18 protein-coding genes are annotated in these 18,250 nt (G+C 74.8%); 9 read left to right on the top strand and 9 right to left on the bottom strand.

Annotated features, from left to right (window positions below):
- Window positions 1-63: 63 nt before the first annotated feature.
- Window positions 64-897 carry a GNAT family N-acetyltransferase gene (locus tag OOT42_RS19665; protein WP_273652836.1) on the top strand — a complete coding sequence of 278 codons (834 nt, stop codon included), beginning with the start codon at window positions 64-66 and terminating at the stop codon, window positions 895-897.
- A 151-nt stretch (window positions 898-1,048) separates the two neighbouring features.
- On the opposite strand, the gene OOT42_RS19660 is transcribed toward OOT42_RS19665, so the two are convergent.
- A complete protein-coding gene (locus tag OOT42_RS19660; protein ID WP_273652835.1) occupies window positions 1,049-2,902 on the bottom strand; it encodes a phosphoenolpyruvate carboxykinase (GTP) in 1,854 nt (617 codons plus the stop codon).
- A 123-nt stretch (window positions 2,903-3,025) separates the two neighbouring features.
- Here OOT42_RS19660 and OOT42_RS19655 point away from each other — a divergent pair, with 123 nt between their 5' ends.
- Entirely contained in the window at window positions 3,026-4,486 is a 1,461-nt protein-coding gene (locus tag OOT42_RS19655) for a helix-turn-helix domain-containing protein (RefSeq protein WP_273652834.1), read from the top strand.
- A 38-nt stretch (window positions 4,487-4,524) separates the two neighbouring features.
- Here OOT42_RS19655 and OOT42_RS19650 read toward each other — a convergent pair whose 3' ends face one another.
- Both OOT42_RS19650 and OOT42_RS19645 read right to left on the bottom strand, forming a co-directional pair.
- On the bottom strand, window positions 4,525-5,775 hold the full coding sequence (locus OOT42_RS19650) for an LCP family protein (RefSeq protein WP_273652833.1): 1,251 nt from the start codon (window positions 5,773-5,775) through the stop codon (window positions 4,525-4,527).
- Window positions 5,776-5,907: 132 nt separating this feature from the next.
- The gene (locus OOT42_RS19645; protein WP_273652832.1) at window positions 5,908-6,831 is read right to left on the bottom strand and encodes a cation diffusion facilitator family transporter; all 924 of its coding nucleotides are present in this window, start codon (window positions 6,829-6,831) and stop codon (window positions 5,908-5,910) included.
- Window positions 6,832-6,987: 156 nt separating this feature from the next.
- On the opposite strand from OOT42_RS19645, the gene OOT42_RS19640 reads away from it, so the two are divergent.
- Window positions 6,988-7,275, top strand: a complete 288-nt coding sequence (locus tag OOT42_RS19640) for a DUF4287 domain-containing protein (RefSeq protein ID WP_273652831.1) — start codon at window positions 6,988-6,990, stop codon at window positions 7,273-7,275.
- Between the two features lie 53 nt (window positions 7,276-7,328).
- Here the strand turns inward: OOT42_RS19640 and OOT42_RS19635 are convergent, their stop codons facing one another.
- The 3 genes from OOT42_RS19635 to OOT42_RS19625 form a co-directional block, all read right to left on the bottom strand.
- Window positions 7,329-7,931: a GDSL-type esterase/lipase family protein gene (locus tag OOT42_RS19635; RefSeq protein ID WP_273652830.1), complete on the bottom strand. Its 603-nt coding sequence runs from the start codon at window positions 7,929-7,931 to the stop codon at window positions 7,329-7,331.
- Between the two features lie 226 nt (window positions 7,932-8,157).
- Entirely contained in the window at window positions 8,158-9,723 is a 1,566-nt protein-coding gene (locus OOT42_RS19630) for a M28 family metallopeptidase (RefSeq protein ID WP_273652829.1), read from the bottom strand.
- Window positions 9,724-9,821: 98 nt separating this feature from the next.
- Entirely contained in the window at window positions 9,822-10,214 is a 393-nt protein-coding gene (locus tag OOT42_RS19625; protein ID WP_273652828.1) for a MerR family transcriptional regulator, read from the bottom strand.
- 90 nt (window positions 10,215-10,304) lie between these two features.
- On the opposite strand from OOT42_RS19625, the gene OOT42_RS19620 reads away from it, so the two are divergent.
- The 3 genes from OOT42_RS19620 to OOT42_RS19610 all read left to right on the top strand — a co-directional run bounded on the left by OOT42_RS19620 (window position 10,305) and on the right by OOT42_RS19610 (window position 13,341).
- Window positions 10,305-11,534 (top strand): MFS transporter, encoded by a 1,230-nt coding sequence (locus OOT42_RS19620; protein ID WP_273652827.1) that lies wholly within the window; start codon window positions 10,305-10,307, stop codon window positions 11,532-11,534.
- 41 nt (window positions 11,535-11,575) lie between these two features.
- Window positions 11,576-12,022 carry a YciI family protein gene (locus tag OOT42_RS19615; protein WP_273652826.1) on the top strand — a complete coding sequence of 149 codons (447 nt, stop codon included), beginning with the start codon at window positions 11,576-11,578 and terminating at the stop codon, window positions 12,020-12,022.
- Window positions 12,023-12,189: 167 nt separating this feature from the next.
- Entirely contained in the window at window positions 12,190-13,341 is a 1,152-nt protein-coding gene (locus OOT42_RS19610) for an RNA polymerase sigma factor (RefSeq protein ID WP_423775939.1), read from the top strand.
- A 205-nt stretch (window positions 13,342-13,546) separates the two neighbouring features.
- Here the strand turns inward: OOT42_RS19610 and OOT42_RS19605 are convergent, their stop codons facing one another.
- Window positions 13,547-14,398: an alpha/beta fold hydrolase gene (locus tag OOT42_RS19605; RefSeq protein ID WP_273652825.1), complete on the bottom strand. Its 852-nt coding sequence runs from the start codon at window positions 14,396-14,398 to the stop codon at window positions 13,547-13,549.
- A 170-nt stretch (window positions 14,399-14,568) separates the two neighbouring features.
- Between OOT42_RS19605 and OOT42_RS19600 the strand changes: the two genes are divergently transcribed.
- Window positions 14,569-14,751, top strand: a complete 183-nt coding sequence (locus OOT42_RS19600) for an antitoxin (RefSeq protein ID WP_273652824.1) — start codon at window positions 14,569-14,571, stop codon at window positions 14,749-14,751.
- Window positions 14,752-14,791: 40 nt separating this feature from the next.
- On the opposite strand, the gene OOT42_RS19595 is transcribed toward OOT42_RS19600, so the two are convergent.
- Window positions 14,792-15,571, bottom strand: a complete 780-nt coding sequence (locus OOT42_RS19595) for a metallophosphoesterase family protein (protein ID WP_273652823.1) — start codon at window positions 15,569-15,571, stop codon at window positions 14,792-14,794.
- A 78-nt stretch (window positions 15,572-15,649) separates the two neighbouring features.
- On the opposite strand from OOT42_RS19595, the gene OOT42_RS19590 reads away from it, so the two are divergent.
- Window positions 15,650-16,888 (top strand): cytochrome P450, encoded by a 1,239-nt coding sequence (locus OOT42_RS19590; protein WP_273652822.1) that lies wholly within the window; start codon window positions 15,650-15,652, stop codon window positions 16,886-16,888.
- Between the two features lie 123 nt (window positions 16,889-17,011).
- On the top strand, window positions 17,012-17,770 hold the full coding sequence (gene thyX, locus OOT42_RS19585) for an FAD-dependent thymidylate synthase (protein WP_273654886.1): 759 nt from the start codon (window positions 17,012-17,014) through the stop codon (window positions 17,768-17,770).
- Between the two features lie 64 nt (window positions 17,771-17,834).
- Here the strand turns inward: thyX and OOT42_RS19580 are convergent, their stop codons facing one another.
- Window positions 17,835-18,080 (bottom strand): PspC domain-containing protein, encoded by a 246-nt coding sequence (locus OOT42_RS19580; RefSeq protein ID WP_235843524.1) that lies wholly within the window; start codon window positions 18,078-18,080, stop codon window positions 17,835-17,837.
- Window positions 18,081-18,250: the final 170 nt, after the last annotated feature.

Below are 18,250 nucleotides of genomic sequence, written 5' to 3'. Positions count from 1 at the left end.
TTCGACGACGCCCACCCGCGTGGCGTCGTGCCTCGTGGGTGCCCGAACCGGGATGATTCCGCCGTGCCGCTGCTCGCCGCGCCCGTCGTCCCGTCCGGTCGCTGGGGTGTGCGCCCCCAGCCGTCGCTGACCGCCGAGGGCCTCGTGCTGCGCCCCTGGGCGCCCGTCGACGTGCCCGCCGTCCGCGCCGCCTACGAGGACCCTGCGATCCGCTGGTGGCACGCGCGCTCGATGTCCGACGACGACGAGGCGCTCGCGTGGATCGACGCGAAGAACGCCGCGTGGCGCGACGAGCGGGCCGCGGAGTGGGCCGTCACGGTCGCCCCGGCCCCGGCCCCGATTCCGGGCCTTGTTCCGGCTCCCGTGCCGGTACCGGTGTCGGTGCCGGTACCGGTGTCGGTGTCGGTGTCGGTCGCCGACCGTGCGCCGGCTCCCGCCCTCGCGCTGGCCGGCGCCCACCGGCCGCCCGGCCCGGCCGACGACGCGTCGCCGGTGCCGACCTCGGGACCGCTGCCGCGCGTCGCGCCCGCGCGGCACCTCGCCACCCCGCCGTTGCGCCGTCTCGACGCGCCGCCGGCCGGCACGGTGGTCGGCCGGGTCGCTCTCCACCACCTCGACCTGTACGAAGGGTTCGGCGCGCTCGCGTACTGGGTCGTCCCGTCCGCTCGCGGCCGCCGCGTCGCCGTCCGCGCGGGCGCGGAGGTGCTGCGCTGGGCGTTCGAGGAGCTCGGCCTGCACCGGGTCGAGGTCGAGCACTCGACGCGCAACGAGGCGTCCTGCCGCGTCGCCGAGCTGCTGGGCTGCCGGGCGGAGGGTGTGCGACGCGGGCACGCGCTGCACGCCGACGGCCACCACGACATGCACCTGCACGCCCGCCTGCGCACCGACGTTCCCTGACGCCCGGTCGGCCGCCCCCCGGCCGACTCCCGTCCGCCGAACGCAACACTGCGCGCGCTTCGAGGCCCGCGAACCGGCCTGATGTTGCGTTCGGCGGCGCCGGCCGGTGACGGCGGGGGCCGGCGGGGCCGGTCGTGGTGGGATGGCCGGGTCAGGGGGTCGTCAGGCGGGTGCGGAGGGCGTCGAGCTGCGCGTGCAGGGCGGCGGGGACCTTGTCGCCGAAGCCGGCGAAGAAGTCCTCGGTGAGGTCCGCCTCGACGGTCCAGCCGGCCGGGTCGACGTCGAGCAGCGTCGCGAGGTCGTCATCGGGCAGGTCGAGGCCGGACAGGTCCAGGGCGTCCGGCGCGGGCAGCAGGCCGACGGGGCTGGGCACCGCGCCGACGTCGGTGCGGGTGCCGCGCGCGCGGTCGACCTGCGCGACGATCCACGCGAGCACGCGGATGTTCTCCCCGAAGCCGGGCCACAGGTAGCGGCCCGACGCGTCCTTGCGGAACCAGTTGACCTGGAACATCAGCGGCCGGGTCTCGGCGTCGAGCGACGCCCCGACGCGCAGCCAGTGCGCCCAGTGGTCAGCCATGTCGTAGCCGCAGAACGGCAGCATCGCGAACGGGTCGCGACGGAGCTCGCCGACGGTCCCCTCGGCGGCGGCGGTCTGCTCGGAGGAGATCGTCGCGCCGAGGAAGACGCCGTGCTCCCAGTCGTGCGCCTGCACGACGAGCGGGACGTTCGTGGCGCGCCGGCCGCCGAAGACGATCGCGTCGAGCGGGACGCCGTCGGGGTCCTCCCACGTGTCGGCGATCGTCGGGCACTGCGCGGCGGCGACGGTGAACCGCGAGTTCGGGTGCGCGGCGGGCCGACCGGAGTCGGGCGTCCACGGCCGGCCGGTCCAGTCGATCAGACCCTCGGGCGGCTCGGGGGTCAGGCCCTCCCACCACACGTCGCCGTCGGGCGTGAGCGCGACGTTGGTGAAGATCGTGTCCCGGTCGAGCGTGGCGATCGCGGCGGGGTTGGTCGCGACCGACGTACCGGGCGCGACGCCGAAGAACCCGGCCTCGGGGTTGATCGCGCGCAGCGTCCCGTCGGGCCCGGGGCGCAGCCACGCGATGTCGTCGCCGAGCGTCTCGACGCGCCAGCCGGGCAGCGTGGGCGTGAGCATCGCGAGGTTCGTCTTGCCGCACGCCGACGGGAACGCGGCGGCCACGTGGTACCGGCGCCCCTGCGGCGAGGTGACGCGGATCAGCAGCATGTGCTCGGCGAGCCAGCCCTCGTCACGACCCATCACCGAGGCGATGCGCAGCGCGAAGCACTTCTTGCCGAGCAGCGCGTTGCCGCCGTAGCCCGAGCCGTAGGACCAGATCTCGCGGGTCTCGGGGAAGTGCGCGATGTACTTGGTGTCGTCGCAGGGCCACGGCACGTCGTCGCGCGTGGTGCCGTCGTCGGCGCGCAGCGGCATCCCGACCGAGTGCACCGCGGGGACGAACGGCGCCCCGCCGTCGATGAGGTCGACCACCGCGCGGCTCACGCGCGTCATCGTGCCCATGCCCACGACGACGTACGGCGAGTCGGTGAGCTGCACCCCGACCTGGGAGATCGGGCCTCCGACGGGACCCATCGAGAACGGGACGACGTACATGGTCCGGCCGCGCATCGACCCGGCGAACACGCCCGCGAGCTCGGTGCGCATCGCGTCGGGGTCGCGCCAGTTGTTCGTCGGGCCGGCGTCGGTCTGCGAGCGCGAGCAGATGAACGTGCGCGACTCGACGCGGGCCACGTCGGACGGGTCGGACCGCGCGAGGTAGCTGCCGGGCCGCAGGACCGGGTCGAGCGGCAGGAGCGTCCCCGTCTCGACCATGCGCGCGACGAGCGCCTCCCGCTCCGCGTCGGACCCGTCGCACCAGACGACGGCGTCGGGCTCGGTGAGGTCGGCGACGTCGGCGACCCACGCGCGCAGGTCGCGCACGGGCGCGTCGGTGCGGGCGGCGGGCGGCAGCGTGGTGACGGTCATCGGTGCTCCAGACGAGGACGAGGGGACGAAGGAACGTCTCCCTTCGATCCTCACGTCAACGACGGGGTGTCTGCCGACCGCAGCGGCCGTCAAGTATCGACGTTCTTGACATATCGTGAAGGGATGAGCAACGTCCCGGCCGCCGACGCCCTGACGCTCGGACGACGCCTCCGGCACGCCCGCACCGCGCGCGGCCTGACCCTCGACCAGCTCGGCAAGGCCGTCGGCGTCACCCCCAGCCTGCTCTCCCTGATCGAGAACGGCCGCCGCGAGCCGCGCCTCGCGCTGCTCCGCGACCTCGCCGACGCGCTCGGCGTCACCGTGCCCGACCTGCTCGACGACGAGCCGCCCACGCGCCGCGCCGCCCTGGAGATCGCGCTCGACCGCGCCCAGCAGACGCGCGAGTTCGCGCAGCTCGGGCTCCCGACGGTCCGCCCCAGCCGCAGCCTTCCGACGCCCGTCCTGGAGCAGCTCGTCGGCCTGCACGCGGAGCTCACCCGCCGCGCGACCGAGGCCGTCGCGACCCCCGAGGAGGCCCGTCGCGTCAACACCCAGCTCCGCCTCGAACGGCAGGCCCGCGACAACTACCTGCCCGACCTGGAGGCGCTCGCGGAGGACATGGCCCGCCGCGCGGGGTACACGTCGGGCGCCCTCACGCACCGCACGGTGTCGCGCATGGCCGAGCAGCTCGGCCTGACGATCCGGCACGTCGACGACCTGCCGCACTCGACCCGGACCGTCACCGACCTCGCGAACGGCCGCATCTACCTGCCACCCGCGTCGACCCCCGGCGGGCACGGGCTGCGCTCGCTCGCGCTCCAGGCCATCGCGCACCGCGTCCTCGGGCACGAGCGGCCCACGTCGTACGAGGCGTTCCTGCGCCAGCGGCTCGGGATCACCTACTTCGCGTCGTGCTGCCTCATGCCGCAGTCGGCGGCCGTCGGGTTCCTCGAGGAGCGCAAGCGCGCCAAGGACCTCGCGATCGAGGACTTCCGCGACGCGTTCGGCGTCACGCACGAGGCCGCGGCCCAGCGGTTCACGAGCCTCGCGACGCACCACCTCGGCATCCGCGTGCACTTCCTGCGCGTCGCCGAGGACGGCGCGATCTTCCGCGCCTACGCCAACGACGGCCTCGTCCTGCCGACCGACGTGACCGGTGCGATCGAGGGGCAGATGGTCTGCCGTCGCTGGGGTGTGCGCCGCGCGCTCGCCCGCCGCGACCAGGCCACCGAGTCCTACCAGCTCACCGACACCCCCGCCGGGACGTTCTGGTGCTCGACGCAGACCGGCTGGGCGACCACCGGCAAGGTCGCGCTCGCCGTCGGCGTCCCGTTCGCGTCGGCGACCTGGTTCCGCGGTCGCGACACGACCGTCCGGCACCGCTCGACCTGCCCCGACGAGGCGTGCTGCCGCCGCCCGCCCGCCGACGCCACGGCCCGCTGGGCGGACGCGTCCTGGCCCAGCGCGCGCATCCACCAGCAGGTCTTCTCGGCCCTGCCGACCGGCGCGTTCCCTGGCGTCGACGCGACCGAGGTCTACGCGTTCCTCGACCGCCACGCCCAGCAGGACCCGGACGCCGGCTGACCCGACCCGCCCCGCGCGGTGGGGCGCGGCGTCTCAGGTCAGGCGCACACGGCGGTCGTGTCGTCGACCGTGAACGGCTCGCGGCCGGCCTTCTTCGTCTCGGACGGGGTCGGGGTCTGCGGAGGTGCCGTCGTCGCGGGAGGCGTGGCCGCACCCCCGGTGCCGTCGCCGTCCGTCGTGCCGGGCGGGGGAGCGGGGGCCTGTGTGAGCGGCACGTCGGCGAGCACGTTGGCCCAGAGGGTGTCGGCCTCCGCGGTCCAGTCGACCTTGTAGCGCTTCTCGGTGCTGTCGACGAAGGGGACCGTCAGGAAGGTGATGTTCTCCGCCCGGACGGACCGGAGACTGAACGCCAGCCCGATCATCGAGTCCTTGAGCGCCGGGTCGACGGTGAGGGACTGCGTCGCCGCCCCCAGGAAGTTCACCAGCTGGGGCACGTCCGTCAGCACGTTCTTCGCGAAGACCTCGTCGACCATCGCCGCGACGAGCCGCTGCTGGTTGCCGATGCGGTTCGTGTCGGACCCGTCGCCCAGCCCCTTGCCCTTGCGGGCGCGCGCGAAGTTGAGCGCGGTCGGGCCGTCGAGGTGGTGCTGACCCGCCGCGAGCGTCAGGTCGACGTAGTCCGCGTCGATGTCGTCCGGCACGCAGATCGACACCCCGCCGATGGCCTCGACCATGCCCTGGAAGCCGCTGAAGTCCACGATCACCGTGTGCTCGGCGAGGATCCCGGTGTTCTCGTAGACGGTCATGACGGTGCAGGCGACCGCCGACGCGATGTCCCCGCCGTGGTCCCAGCCGAGCGCGAACGCGTCGTTGAAGTTGCCGCGCCGGGGCTCGATCGACCCGCCGCCCGTGAGGTTGCACGCGGGGATGTCGACGCGCGAGTCGCGGGGGATCGAGACGACGTCGACGCGCTGCCGGTCGGCGGACAGGTGCACGAGGAGCGTCGTGTCGGACCGCTGCCCCTCGACGAACCCGCCGATCTGGCCGTTCTCGCCGCTGCGGTCGTCCGACCCGATGACCAGCAGGTTCACCGCGCGCCCGGCGCTCGGGTCGTCGGGGTCGGGCGGCGCGGTGTCCGTCGGGAGCGGGACGTCGATGAGACCGCTCGTGTCGACGGTCTCGACGTTGCCCCGCAGGCGCAGGTAGAGCGCGCCGGCGGCGGTCCCCGCGAACGCCACGACGGCGACCGCGGTCACGGCCGTGACGCGCAGCCAGGGGCGGCCTCGCAGCCGTCGGGCGTGCCGGGCGGCACGCGGTCGGTGGGCGGCGGTGTGGCGCGTCGTGGGCACGGTTCGACCGTAGGAAGCCGGGCGCCCGCGCGGACCCGGTCGCGCGACGGCACGGTGGAGGACCTGTGCAGATCAGCGCACACATCCGGTCCCGCGCCCGGTTCGTCCGGGACGGGGTGCGCGGAGCGCGCGTCAGGCGTGGCTCGGGTGCTCGTGCCGGCGGTGCGACGCGGTCTCGACCTGGAACGTCGAGTGCTCGACCGACACGTCGAAGTGCCGGGCGACGCACTCCTGCAGCTCGTCGAGGATCCGCCCCGCGTGCCCGTCGGAGAAGCACCCGTCGTCGACCACGACGTGCGCGCTGATGACCGGCAGCCCGGTCGCGATGAGCGACGCGTGCAGGTCGTGCACCTCGCGCACGTGCTCGACGCGCAGCAGGTGCGCGCGCACCTCGTCGAGGTCGAGGCCCGGCGGCGTGGACTCCAGCAGCACGCTCGTCGCGTCCCGGAGCAGGCGCAGCGCGCGCGGGAGGATGAGCGCGCCGATGACGAGCGCCGCGACGGCGTCGGCCCGCAGCCAGCCCGTGGTCGCGATGACGACGGCCGCGATCACGACGGCCACCGACCCGAGCGCGTCGTTCGCGACCTCCAGGAACGCCGCGCGCAGGTTGAGGTTCGCCGACCGGCTCGACGCGAGCACGCCCAGCGCGACCAGGTTGCCCGCGAGGCCGATGAGGCCGAACATGACGAGGGCCGTCGACGGGATCTCGGGCGGGTCCATGAGCCGCTGCACGGCCTCGACCAGCACGTACACGCCGACCACGAGCAGCACGGCCGACTGCGCGAGCGCCGCGAGCACCTCCGCGCGGCGGTAGCCCCACGTGCGCGTCGGCGACGGCGGCCGCAGCGCCAGGTGCGCGGCGACGAGCGCGAGCGCGAGCCCGCCGGTGTCGGTCAGCACGTGCGCGGTGTCGACGAGCAGCGCGAGGCTGCCCGTGACCACGGCCCCGACGGCCTGCGCCAGCAGGATCGCGACCGAGATGCCGAACGCGACCGCCAGACGTCCGCGGTGGTCCGCGACGCCGTGCGTGTGGTCGTGTCCGTGCCCGTGCCCCATGCCCCTCCGTCCGTCACCGACGGGTGTCCCGTCGAGACGTCGAGCCTTCCCTCTGTCGGTGGTCGCCGCAAGGATCGTCCACGAGCGGCGTGCGCGGTGCGGTCCCTGACCTGCGGCGCGACGCGTCGGACCGCACCAGCGCCACCGGAGGATCACATGTCGTTCCAGGCCTACCTCGACGCCGTCGAGGACAAGACCGGCCTCACGCCGCGCCAGCTGCTCGACCAGGCGACGGCCCGCGGCTACGGCCCGGGGACCAAGGCGGGGGAGATCCTCGCGTGGCTCGCCGAGGACTACGGGCTCGGGCGTGGGCACGGGATGGCGATGGTGCACGTCATCACCAAGGGCCCGTCGATCAGCCAGAAGCACGTCGGTACGTCGGGCACGCACCGCGACGAGTCCGACACGCTGTGGCTGGACGGCAAGGCGACGCGCCCGTCCTGACGGCGCGCCCGCGGCGGCCGGTGGGCACGCCGCCGTCTCCCCGCCGTGGCAGGTCAGGCGAGGCCGTCGACGACGACGTCCCACGCGGGCCGGACGAGCGCCGCCAGCCGCTCGTAGCCCGCCGCGCCGGGGTGGGCGCCGTCGCCCGCGTCGACCTCGGCATGCCACACCGGGTCGTCCCGCAGGGCGCCGACCGTCCCGACGTACGGCACGTCGAGCGCGGCGGCCGTGGCTCCCAGTCGCGCGTCGAGCGCGACGACGCGCGCGGTGACGTCGTCGTCCGCGACGGGCGGCGGCCCGACGACCAGCACCGCGAGGTCCCGTGCCCGCGCCTGGTTCACGAGCGTGCGGAGGTTCTCGACGGTCCGCTCCTCGGGCACGCGGCGTCGACCGTCCTCCACGATCGCGTCGTTGACCCCGAACGACACGACGACGGCACCGGTGCCGACGCCGGGCAGACGGACGTCGGCCTCGCGTTCCCAGCGGGCGAGCACGTCGTCGGAGGTCTGCCGCCGCACGCCGAGCACGTAGCCCGTGAGGTCGCGGTCGGGGTGGTGCGCCGCGGCGAGGAGGCGCCCGGTCCAGCCGAGCGCGGTCGGGTCGCCGACGCCGGCGACGAACGAGTCGCCGAGGAACAGCACGGTCAGGCGCGTCATGCGCGCATGCTGCCCGCCGCGCATCTGCGGCGGGACTGCCGTCCGGGTCGCGATCACCCCGCACGCCGGTCGGCTGGCGAGAACCCCATGTGCCGTCCGGGTCGCGATCACCCCGAACGCCGGCGCGCGCGGGGTGATCGGCGCCGCGCACGCACCCCGTCGTGCCGCGCGGTCCGCACCCGCGCCGACCGGTCCCTCCTCCGACCGGCGCGGGTGCGTGCCTGTGTCAGGACGCCCGGTCCCACCCCTCCTGGTGGCCGTACGTCCCGACGCCGCTGCGACCCTTGCCGGGCCCGTGCCCGTGGCCGGGTCGCGGCTTGGTCGGGCTCTCCACGCCGTTCACGGCGGACGTGTCGAGCGCGAGGCTGTACGTCGCGTAGGCGATGGCGCCCGTCATGATCCGGAGCGCGTCGCGGTTCACGTTCGAGATGTCGTCGCCGGGCGAGTGGTAGTTCGGGTCCATCGTGATCCCGGCGGTGCCGCCGAACAGCGCGACCTCCTCCTCGGTCTTCACGTCGTCGGCCCCGGTGAACAGGCCGGACGCGGGGATGCCGTTGAGGATGAACGCCTGGTAGTCGGACCGGCCCGAGAACGGGGTGTCGACCCAGGCCTGGCCGATCGAGTCGAAGTAGTCGGTGAAGACGTCCTCGGTCTCGGGCGAGCCCGGCGGGACCGGCACGGGGGCCGGGTAGGTCGACTGGTCCGCGTCGTACACGCCGATCACGTAGTTCGGCGAGCCGACCATGTCGAAGTTCAGGTAGGTCGCGATCTTGTCGAGCTCGCCCGGCTGCGCCGCCAGGTCCTCGACGTACGCGGTCGATCCGATGAGCCCGAGCTCCTCGGCACCCCACCACGCGAACCGCACGGCGTTCGGGATCTTCTTGTCCCGGCCGAGCTGGACGGCGGTCTCGAGCAGCGCGGCCGAGCCGGTGCCGTTGTCGTTGATGCCGGGGCCGTCCTCGACGCCGTCGAGGTGCGCGCCGAGGAAGACGACGTTGTCCTGCCGGCCGGCCTTGGTCTGGGCGATGACGTTGAAGCTCTCGCGGGTCTCGGTGTGCACACGCGTGTCGAGCGTGACGGAGACACCGGGCGTGGCGGCGAGCGCCTGGCCGTCCTCGAGCGTGAGGCCGGCGACGGGGATGGTGACGCCGCTGCCCTCGCCGAGCGTCCCGATGAGCAGCGTCTCGGGCAGGTTGTTGTAGACGACGACGCCGGCGGCGCCCGCGGCCTGGGCGTTCTGCGCCTTGATCGCGAACGAGCAGCCGCCGCGGCTGATGACGGCGATCTTCTCGACGAGGTCGACACCGGTCCACTGGTCGGCGGTGCAGCCGAACGTGTCGAGGGGCGACGCGGTGACGCCGCTGACGCCACCGACCGGCGTGTTCACGGCGAACGTCATCTGGTCGACGGTGTACGTCGGGCCACCCGCGACGGTGAGGGTGGCGGCGTCCTCGATCTCGAGGTCGAACGTGAACGGGTCGCGGGTCGTGGTGTAGCCGGCCTTGCGCAGCGTCTTCTCGACGTAGCGGGCGCTGGCCTCGTACCCGGAGGTGAGCGCGGCACGGTTGCCGTCGTTGCGGTCCGCGATGCGCTGGAGCTCCTGCAGGTGCCGGAAGACGGCACGCTCGGTGACCTTCTTGGAGAACTTCTCGGCGGCGCTCGGCGGGTAGCCGTGGCCTCCTCCGTGGCCGGGACCGCCGAGCGTGTCGGCGGCGGCGGCGGGTGTCGCGACGGCCGCGCCCGCGAGGGCGAGGGCCGAGACGAGGACGGTGAGCTTGTGGCGATGCTGCACAGCGGACCTCCGTCGTGGTGCGAACCGGACGGTGCATGCTAGCCGTGACGGCAGTCACAGGGGAATAGGACGGTCGTCCGATCCGTCGCGCAGGCGCGTCAGGACGGGGTCCGCCCCGCCTCCAGGACGTCGGCGGCGTGCGACGTCCGCACGAGGAAGTCGTGGATCGTCCGCCGGCTCGCCGTGAGGCACTCGATGCGGGCGTCGAGGCCCTCCAGCTCGGTGGCGAGCATCTCCGCGACCGTGCGTGGGCACGACGCCGCGAGGTCCTCGTCCTGCGTGCGCTCGAGGTCGAGGACGACCTTGGCGAGACGCGTCGGCAGGCCGGACCGGACCAGGCCGACCGCCCGCTCGACCTGGGCGACGGTGGCCTCGTCGTACTCGCGGTAGGTGTTGGCGGCGCGTGCGGGGGAGATGAGGCCCTGCTCCTCGTAGTAGCGCAGCAGCCGGGTCGAGACACCCGTGCGGCGGGACAGCTCACCGATCTTCACGACGACCACCGGCCCCTCGACGCGGCCCGACGCACGCGGTGCGCCGACCTCTTGACCTTCACACTGATGTCAAACTCTAGCGTCACGAACATGGACACCACCGGCCGTCTCCCCTGGCCCAGCCTCCTCGTGCTCGGCGGCGCCACGTTCGTCATGGTGACCGGCGAGATGCTGCCCACCGCGGTCCTGCCCGCGATGAGCGCCGACCTCGACGTGCCGCAGGCGCGCACCGGCCTGCTCGTGTCGCTGTGGGCGCTCACGGTCGTCGTCGCGACGTTCCCGCTGGTCCGGCTCACGACCCGGTTCGACCGGCGGACGGTCGTCGCGGGGGCTCTGCTGGTCTTCGCCGTGAGCGCCGCGCTCACCGCCGCCGCACCCACGTACGCCGTCGCCGCCGGTGCACGCGTCGCCGGGGCTGCCGCGACCGGGCTGCTGTGGGCCGCGGTCAACACCCACACCGCCGACCTCGTCCACCCGTCGCACCTCGCCCGGGCGATCGCGGTCGTCCTCGGCGGGGCCACCCTCGGGACGGTCCTCGGGACGCCGCTCGCGAGCGTCGTCGCGCAGGCGTGGGACTGGCGTGGGGCGTTCGTCGCGCTCGCGGTCCTGGCCGTCGTGGCCGCGGTGCTCGTGCGGGTCGTCGTCCGGGCGGCGGCCGCACCGGCCGGGAGCGACGGGGGGACCGTCGACGGACCGGGCGGTCAGGGGCGACCGTCGCTGCGGCCCGTGCTCGTCGTCGCCGCGCTCGTCGGGCTCGTGCTCGTCGGCCACTTCGCCGCGTTCACGTTCGTCACGCGGCTCGTCGAGGTGCCCGCCGCGCACCTGCCCGGCGGCGTCAGCGGCCTCCTGCTGCTGTTCGGTGTCGCGTCCGCCGTGGGCGTCGCTGTCGTCGGGCGGGTCGGCGACCGTCGGCCGGCCGCGGCGCTGGTCGTCACGACCGTGCTCGTCGCCGCGTCGCTGGTCGCGCTCCTCGTGGTCGACGCACCCTCCGCCGCTGTCCTCGTCGTCGCGGCCTGGGGGCTGACCACCGGTGCCCTGCCGCCGCTCGCGCAGACCGCGATCCTGCGGGCCGCGGGTCCCGAGCACCGCACGACCGCGGGCACCGTGATCCCCGTCGTCTTCAACCTCGGGATCGCCGTCGGCGCCGCGCTCGGTGCGGCCGTCGTCGACCGGTCCGGCCCGTCCGCGCTGCCCCTGCCCGCCGCGGCCGTCGTGCTCGTGGCCGCCGTGGCCCTCGCCGTCCGCAGCCGCCGCACGCCGGCGACGACCGCGCCCGCTGCCGGTGTCGAGAACCGCGAGCCGGCTCCGTTCCCCGGGTGAGAGTGCCAGTCTGGGCACGACGAGCACGAGGAGTGAGCACGATGCCGCGCTACCTGATCGGGGTCGACTTCCAGCCCGGGACCGACCCGACGCCGATGGAGGAGTGGGCGCCCGAGGAGATCGCCGCCCATCTCGACTACTACGCCGCGCTCAACCGCGAGCTCGAGGCGAACGGCGAGCTGGTCGCCACGACTATCCTCACCGGGCCCGACCTCGCGAAGATCGTGCGCGTCGACGCGGCCGGGGCGCCCGTCGTGACCGACGGCCCGTTCGCCGAGTTCAAGGAGTGGCTCGCGGGCTACCAGATCGTCGACGTCGAGAGCGAGGAGCGGGCCGTCGAGATCGCGGCGCTCGTCTCGGCGGTCCCCGGGCCCGGCGGGCGGCCCTCCGGCCAGCCGATCCACGTGCGGCGCGTCATGGACGAGGGCGGCGCGTCGGACGTCGAGGGCATGCGCGAGTACCTGCGCACCGCGGACGGCGTCGCCTGACCCCGCGGGACGACGCCGCGCCGGACACGGCCGGGCCGCCCGTCGGCGAGGACGCCGCCACCTCGTCGGACACGACCCGCGACGCCGCTTGCGCGCCGGGCACTGCCGAGGGGCGCGCCGCGCTGCCCGAGGACCTGCTGCGCACGCTCGCGCCGCAGGTCCTCGGCGTGCTCGGCCGACGGTCGGGCGACTTCGCCACCGCCGAGGACGCCGTGCAGGAGGCGCTGGTCGTCGCGGTGACGCACTGGCCGCGCGACGGCGTGCCGGAGAAGCCGTTCGGCTGGCTGCTCCAGACCGCGACCCGGCGGCTGCTCGACGCGGTCCGCTCCGAGGCCGCCCGGCGGCTGCGCGAGGAGCGGTGGGCGGCGCAGGAGGTGACGCCCGAGGTCGCGCACGACGACGACTCGCTCACCGTCCTGTTCCTGTGCTGCCACCCGGCGCTCACGCCCTCGTCCGCGATCCCGCTCACGCTGCGCGCCGTCGGCGGTCTCACGACCGCCGAGATCGCCCGCGCGTTCCTCGTCCCCGAGGCGACGATGGCGCAGCGCATCAGCCGCGCGAAGCGCCGTGTCGCCGACGCCGGGTCGACGTTCACGATGCCCGCACCCGACGAGCGCCCGGCCCGGCTGCGCAGCGTCCTGCACGTGCTCTACGTGATGTTCACCGAGGGGTCGACGAGCACGTCGGGCGGCGACCTGCACCGGGTCGACGTCTCCGACGAGGCCGTCCGCCTGACCCGCTGGCTGCACGCGCTCGAGCCCGACGACCCCGAGGTCACCGGCCTGCTGGCCCTCATGCTGCTCACCGACGCGCGCCGGCCCGCCCGCACCGACGCGTCCGGCGAGCTCGTCCCGCTGCCGGAGCAGGACCGGTCGCGGTGGGACCACGCGCTGGTCGCCGAGGGGCTGGCGCTGCTCGACTCCGCGATCGCGGCCGGGTCCGTCGGGGAGTACCAGCTGCAGGCCGCCGTCGCGGCCGTGCACGACCGGGCCGCGACCGCCGACGACACCGACTGGCCGCAGATCGCGGCGCTGTACGGCCTGCTCGCGCAGATGACGGGCAGCCCCGTGGTCGCCGTGAACCGGGCCGTGGCGGTCGCGATGGTCGACGGCCCGCACGCCGGGCTCCGGCTCCTCGACGCCGTGGACCTGCCCGGGCACCGGCTCGACGCGGTCCGCGCGCACCTGCTGGAGTCCGCGGGCGACGCGACCGGTGCGCGCGCCGCCTACCAGCGCGCCGCCGCCGCGGCGACGTCCGTCCCCGAGCGCCGCTACCTCACCCTCCGCGCCGCCCGCCTGACCGCGGACCCGCCCGCCTGACGCCGGGGTCCGCCCACCCGCCCGCCTGACCGCGGATTCGCCCGCCTCACGCCGAGGTGCGCCCGCTCGCCTGACCGCGGCCCCGCCCGACGACCCGGTGATGGCTACCGCTCAGAGCCGTTCTGCGGTCACCAGCACCGGGTCGCCGGCCGTCGACGCCCGCCGACGACCGTCGACGCCGTCCGGCAGGCGGCACCGGTGGGACTCAGGCGGCCGTGGAGGGTTCCGGGGACAGCAGGTCGCGGAGGCGGGCGGCGAACGTGGGCGGGTCCTCGACGAAGCCGATGTGGTCGCTCGGGAACAGCACCGGCTCGACCCCGAGCAGCGCCGCGAGCGCCCGGGACGACCGGTCGCACAGCTGGCCGGCGGACTCCTCGCCGATCCCCACGAGCACCCGCGTCGGCGAGGCGCGCAGCGCTTCGACGTCCGGCCGGTAGCGGACCGTCGGCCACAGCATGTGCGCGAACTGCATGTGGTCGTCGGCGACCTCCTGCGGCGTCCGCTCGCCGCCGAACATCTGCGCCACGAGCTCCGGCGGCATCGGGATGTCCGCGATGTCCATGAACTGCTGCCACGCCCCGACGACGTCCCCCGCCAGGTGCGTGTCGACCATCCGCCGGGTCCGCTCGGCGAGCTCGGCGTCGTCGGGCAGGACCGCGTGCAGCGGCGGCTCGTGCGCGAGGACGACGCGGGCGGCGTCGGGGTGCCGCGTCGCGAGGTCGAGGACCGTGACCGCGCCGCCGGACGACCCGAGCACCAGGTCGGCGGGGCCGAGGCCGACGTGCGCGACGAGCGCCGCCACGTCGTCGGCGCGCAGCTCGACGGTCGCGTCGGCGTCCGGGTCGGCGACCGTCGACCGGCGGATGCCGCGCGGGTCGGTCGTCAGGACCGTCCGGTCCGTCGCGAGCAGGTCCCCGAGCGGCGCGAACGCGTCGGCGTCCATGGGCGCGGCGACGAGCACGACGAGCGGGCCGGACCCGCGCAGCTCGTAGTGCAGCCGGGCGTCGCCGACGTCGAGCAGGCCGGTCGTGGGGGCGGTCACGGGTGTCGCGGTCATCGGGTCCTCCGTCGTCGGGCCGGTGCGGACGTCGTCGACGTCGCTGCCCTACCGACCGGCCCCGGCGCCGCGATTCATCGGCCCGCGTGCGGGTGAGCGCGCCCCGGCGCAGCATGGGACGACGCTCCAGCAGCGCGGCGTGCCGGCGAGAACCGAGCAGGGAGCACCTCATGGGCATCGACGACCTGGGCGACAAGGCGTCCGACGCGCTGAAGAGCGACAAGGGCGAGCAGGCGAGCGACTCCGCGCTGGACAAGGGCGCCGACGCGGCGTCGTCCGCGACGGGCGGCTCGCACGACGAGCAGATCGACAAGGCGCAGGACGCGGCCGACCAGCGGGTCGGCGACCAGTAGACGGTCTGGCGGTCCCGGGCGCCGGTGAGGTCGTGCGACGTCAGCGCGACGCGACGTCCGGGGCGCGCAGCCCGCGCTCGACGTGGAACCCGCGGTACACGGCGGTCCGCAGCTCGATCGCGTAGGACTCGACGGTCGGCATCCCCGCGGCGACGGCGACCGCGATCTCCGCCTCGACGTCGTACGGCACGCGCACGACCTGCAGCCCGAACGCGTCGGACCGTGTGCCGTCGCGCACGCCCTCCAGCACGACGTAGGACGCGGTGGGCTCGTCGAGCGGGTTGCCGACGCTGCCCGCGTTGACGAGCGTGCGGCCCTCGCGCGTCTCGACGTACGCGTCGTGCACGTCCCCGTAGACGACGACGTCCGGGGCTGGTCCGGGCCCGGTCAGGGGCGTCGCGGCGAACATCCCGTCGAACTCGTCGTCGGTGTGCGTGAAGAACACGCGCGTGTAGACGCTCGTCGCCGACGCGTGGAACAGCCGCACCCGCCGCCCGGACAGCACGAGGTCGTGCGCGAGCGGCAGCGACAGCAGCCAGGCGCGGTCGTCGTCCGTGAGCTCGTCGTGCCACCACGTCACGGCGGGGTCGTCGAACGGCCCGGGGCCGGGCATGAAGTCGTCCCAGTTGCCGCGGACGGTGACGGCGCAGCGCTCGCGGGTGCGGGCGACGGCGGCCGAGCCGCGCGGCCCCTTGCCGGCGACGTCGCCCAGGTTGAGCACGGTGTCGATGCCCCGCGCGTCGATGTCGGCGAGCACCGCGTCGTACGCGGTGAGGTTGCCGTGCACGTCGGACACCAGCGCGACCCGCTCGACCGGCACGCCACCACCCCCTCGACGAACGGCCAGGCTAACCCGTCCGCGATGGCCGCCGGGGGCCGTGCGACCTACGCTCCCGGCATGACGGCTCCCGTGGACGCCGGTGGCTGCCCGGCCCGCAAGCTCACGCAGCCCGGCGACGGGACGGTGCCCGACCTGGAGCAGGTCGGGGAGCGACGGTGGCGCATCCGCTCGTTCGCGCTCGCGCGCACGGTGCTGCGGCACCCGGAGCACACGCGGCAGGGCGGGTTCAACGCGGAGAACTTCCACCGCACGGGCTCGGCGGGCGGCACGACGGGCCCGCGGATCCGGCCGCCGATCCTCTACCTGGAGGGCGAGCAGCACCATGCGCAGCGGCGCGCGGCGGCCCGGTTCTTCGCGCCGCGGACCGTCGAGCAGTACCGCCCGTGGCTGGAGGCGACGAGCCGTCGTCTGGTCGCGACGGTCGGGACCGACCGGTGGTCGGACGTCGCGCGGCTCGCGATGGGCATGGCGGTGCAGGTCGCGGCGACGGTCATCGGGATCGACCGGGCCGCGTCGGCGGGGCTGCACCGGCGGCTCGACGTGTTCTTCGCGCCCGACCCGCCGGGCGCCGGCCCGTGGCTGCGGCGGTGGCTGGCCGCGCGGCGCAACACCGCGATGCTGCGGTTCTACGTGTTCGACGTGCGCCCGGCGATCCGCGCGCGGCGCCGCCGCCGGCGCGACGACCTCATCAGCCAGCTGGTGGACGACGGGTTCAGCGACCTCGACGTCCTCACCGAGTGCGTGACGTACGCGGCGGCGGGCATGGCGACGACGCGCGAGCTCATCACGGCGGCGGTGTGGCACCTGCTCGACGACGACGTGCTGCGCTCCCGGTACCGCGTCGCGCCGCGAGAGGAGCGGCTCGCGATCCTCGACGAGGTGCTGCGGCTCGAGCCGGTCGTCGCGCACCTGCTCCGCGAGACGACGGGCCCGCTGACCCTCGACGGCCCCGACGGGCCGGTGCACGTGCCCGCCGGGTCGGTGCTCGACGTCGACGTGCGGGCGGCAAACGCGGACGCCCGCATGGTGGGTGACGACGGCGACCGACTGTGCCCGGGCCGTGACGTCCCGCGCGCGGTGCCGCCGACCCTGCTGAGCTTCGGCGACGGGCACCACAAGTGCCCGGGTGCCCCGCTGGCGATGGCCGAGACGGAGGCGTTCGTCACGACCCTGCTCGCGTTGGACCTGGAGGTCGCCGGGCCGCCCGTCGTGCGGTGGAACGAGGTCGCGCAGGGGTACGACCTCGTGGACCTGCGGGTGCGTCGGGTGCGGGCTGTGGCCCCCACCCGAGCCTGACGACGGGCTCCGCGGACGACATCGGCGGCGCCCGGTGGGCCGTCGTCGGGCGGTGCGCCGGGGAGCCGTAGGGTGTGCGGAGCGTCGCGCCGCGGCGCCCGACGAAGGGATCCCGCCGTGTCGTTGCAGCCCGACACCCAGCCCGAGACGCAGGGGCCCGTGCACGAGCCCGTGCGGGTGCGCGACGACGTCACCGTCGAGCTCGTGCGGCACTCCGCGCACGACGCGGACGTGCTGTTCGCGGCCCGGGTGTCGACCGCGGGCGAGGCGTCGCTCGAGGAGCTCGAGAAGGACGCGAGCCGCTCGCAGGGCCTCATCAACTACCTGATGCGGGACCGCCACGGCACGCCGTTCGAGCACAACTCGATGACCTTCTTCGTCTCGGCGCCGATCTTCGTGTTCCGCGAGTTCCACCGGCACCGCGCGGGCTTCTCGTACAACGAGGAGTCGGGCCGCTACCGCGAGCTGCAGCCCGTGTTCTACGTCCCGTCGCCCGAGCGCAAGCTCGTGCAGCAGGGCAAGCCGGGCCGGTACGAGTTCGTTGACGGCACCCCCGAGCAGCACGACGTCGTGACCCGCTCGATGCTCGACGCGTACCAGGGGGCGTACGACGCCTACCAGGACATGCTCGCCGCCGGTGTCGCCCGCGAGGTCGCCCGTGCGGTGCTGCCGGTGGGCCTGTTCTCGTCGATGTACGCGACGTGCAACGCGCGCTCGCTCATGCACTTCCTGTCCTTGCGGACCAAGGACGAGCGCGCGACGGTCCCGTCGTTCCCGCAGCGCGAGATCGAGATGGTCGCGGAGCGCATGGAGGCGCTCTGGGCGGGCCTGATGCCCCTGACGCACGCGGCGTTCAACGCCCACGGCCGCGTCGCCCCCTGACGCCTGAGGACACGACGCGGCGGCCGGACCCCCTCCAGGTCGCGGCCGCCGGTCGTGGGTCGGGTCAGGCGCGGGGCGGGCCGTACGCGTAGGCCGGCTGCGGGGACTCCGACGGCATGAGGATCCAGAGGATCGGGTACACGAGGATCTGGCTGCCGGGGATGACCATGAGCAGCAGGACGAACAGCAGCCGAGCAGCCCACGGCGAGATGCCGAACCGCTGACCCAGGCCGGCGCACACGCCGGCGAGGACGCGGCCCTGGACGGGGCGGACCAGTCCCTGGCGGCTCATCTGGTCGTGGATGTTCACGGTGGTTCCCTTCTGGGCCGCCGGACGCGACGGTCGCGTCTCGGCGGTGATCCCAGCCTCGCGTGCCGGGCGTGCCCGGCACATCGGGGACCGTCCCGGAGCGGACCCTGGGACCGGGCGCGCCGGCCTCAGGGTCCGCCCGTGCGTCCACGGGTGGACGCGGGGGGACG

The organism is Cellulomonas fimi, assembly GCF_028583725.1.
GTDB lineage: Bacteria > Actinomycetota > Actinomycetes > Actinomycetales > Cellulomonadaceae > Cellulomonas > Cellulomonas fimi_B.
The sequence above is the reverse complement of the archived record's forward strand: the minus strand, read 5'-3'. Positions and strand labels throughout refer to the sequence as shown.

Coding starts and splice junctions, on each gene's coding strand:
- OOT42_RS19605 (WP_273652825.1), bottom strand. CDS start 14,398: ATGACCGCGACACCCGTGACCGCCCCCACGACCGGCCTGCTCGACGTC.
- OOT42_RS19600 (WP_273652824.1), top strand. CDS start 14,569: ATGGGCATCGACGACCTGGGCGACAAGGCGTCCGACGCGCTGAAGAGC.
- OOT42_RS19590 (WP_273652822.1), top strand. CDS start 15,650: ATGACGGCTCCCGTGGACGCCGGTGGCTGCCCGGCCCGCAAGCTCACG.
- OOT42_RS19645 (WP_273652832.1), bottom strand. CDS start 6,831: ATGGGGCACGGGCACGGACACGACCACACGCACGGCGTCGCGGACCAC.
- OOT42_RS19660 (WP_273652835.1), bottom strand. CDS start 2,902: ATGACCGTCACCACGCTGCCGCCCGCCGCCCGCACCGACGCGCCCGTG.
- OOT42_RS19635 (WP_273652830.1), bottom strand. CDS start 7,931: ATGACGCGCCTGACCGTGCTGTTCCTCGGCGACTCGTTCGTCGCCGGC.
- OOT42_RS19655 (WP_273652834.1), top strand. CDS start 3,026: ATGAGCAACGTCCCGGCCGCCGACGCCCTGACGCTCGGACGACGCCTC.
- OOT42_RS19615 (WP_273652826.1), top strand. CDS start 11,576: ATGCCGCGCTACCTGATCGGGGTCGACTTCCAGCCCGGGACCGACCCG.
- OOT42_RS19640 (WP_273652831.1), top strand. CDS start 6,988: ATGTCGTTCCAGGCCTACCTCGACGCCGTCGAGGACAAGACCGGCCTC.
- OOT42_RS19620 (WP_273652827.1), top strand. CDS start 10,305: ATGGACACCACCGGCCGTCTCCCCTGGCCCAGCCTCCTCGTGCTCGGC.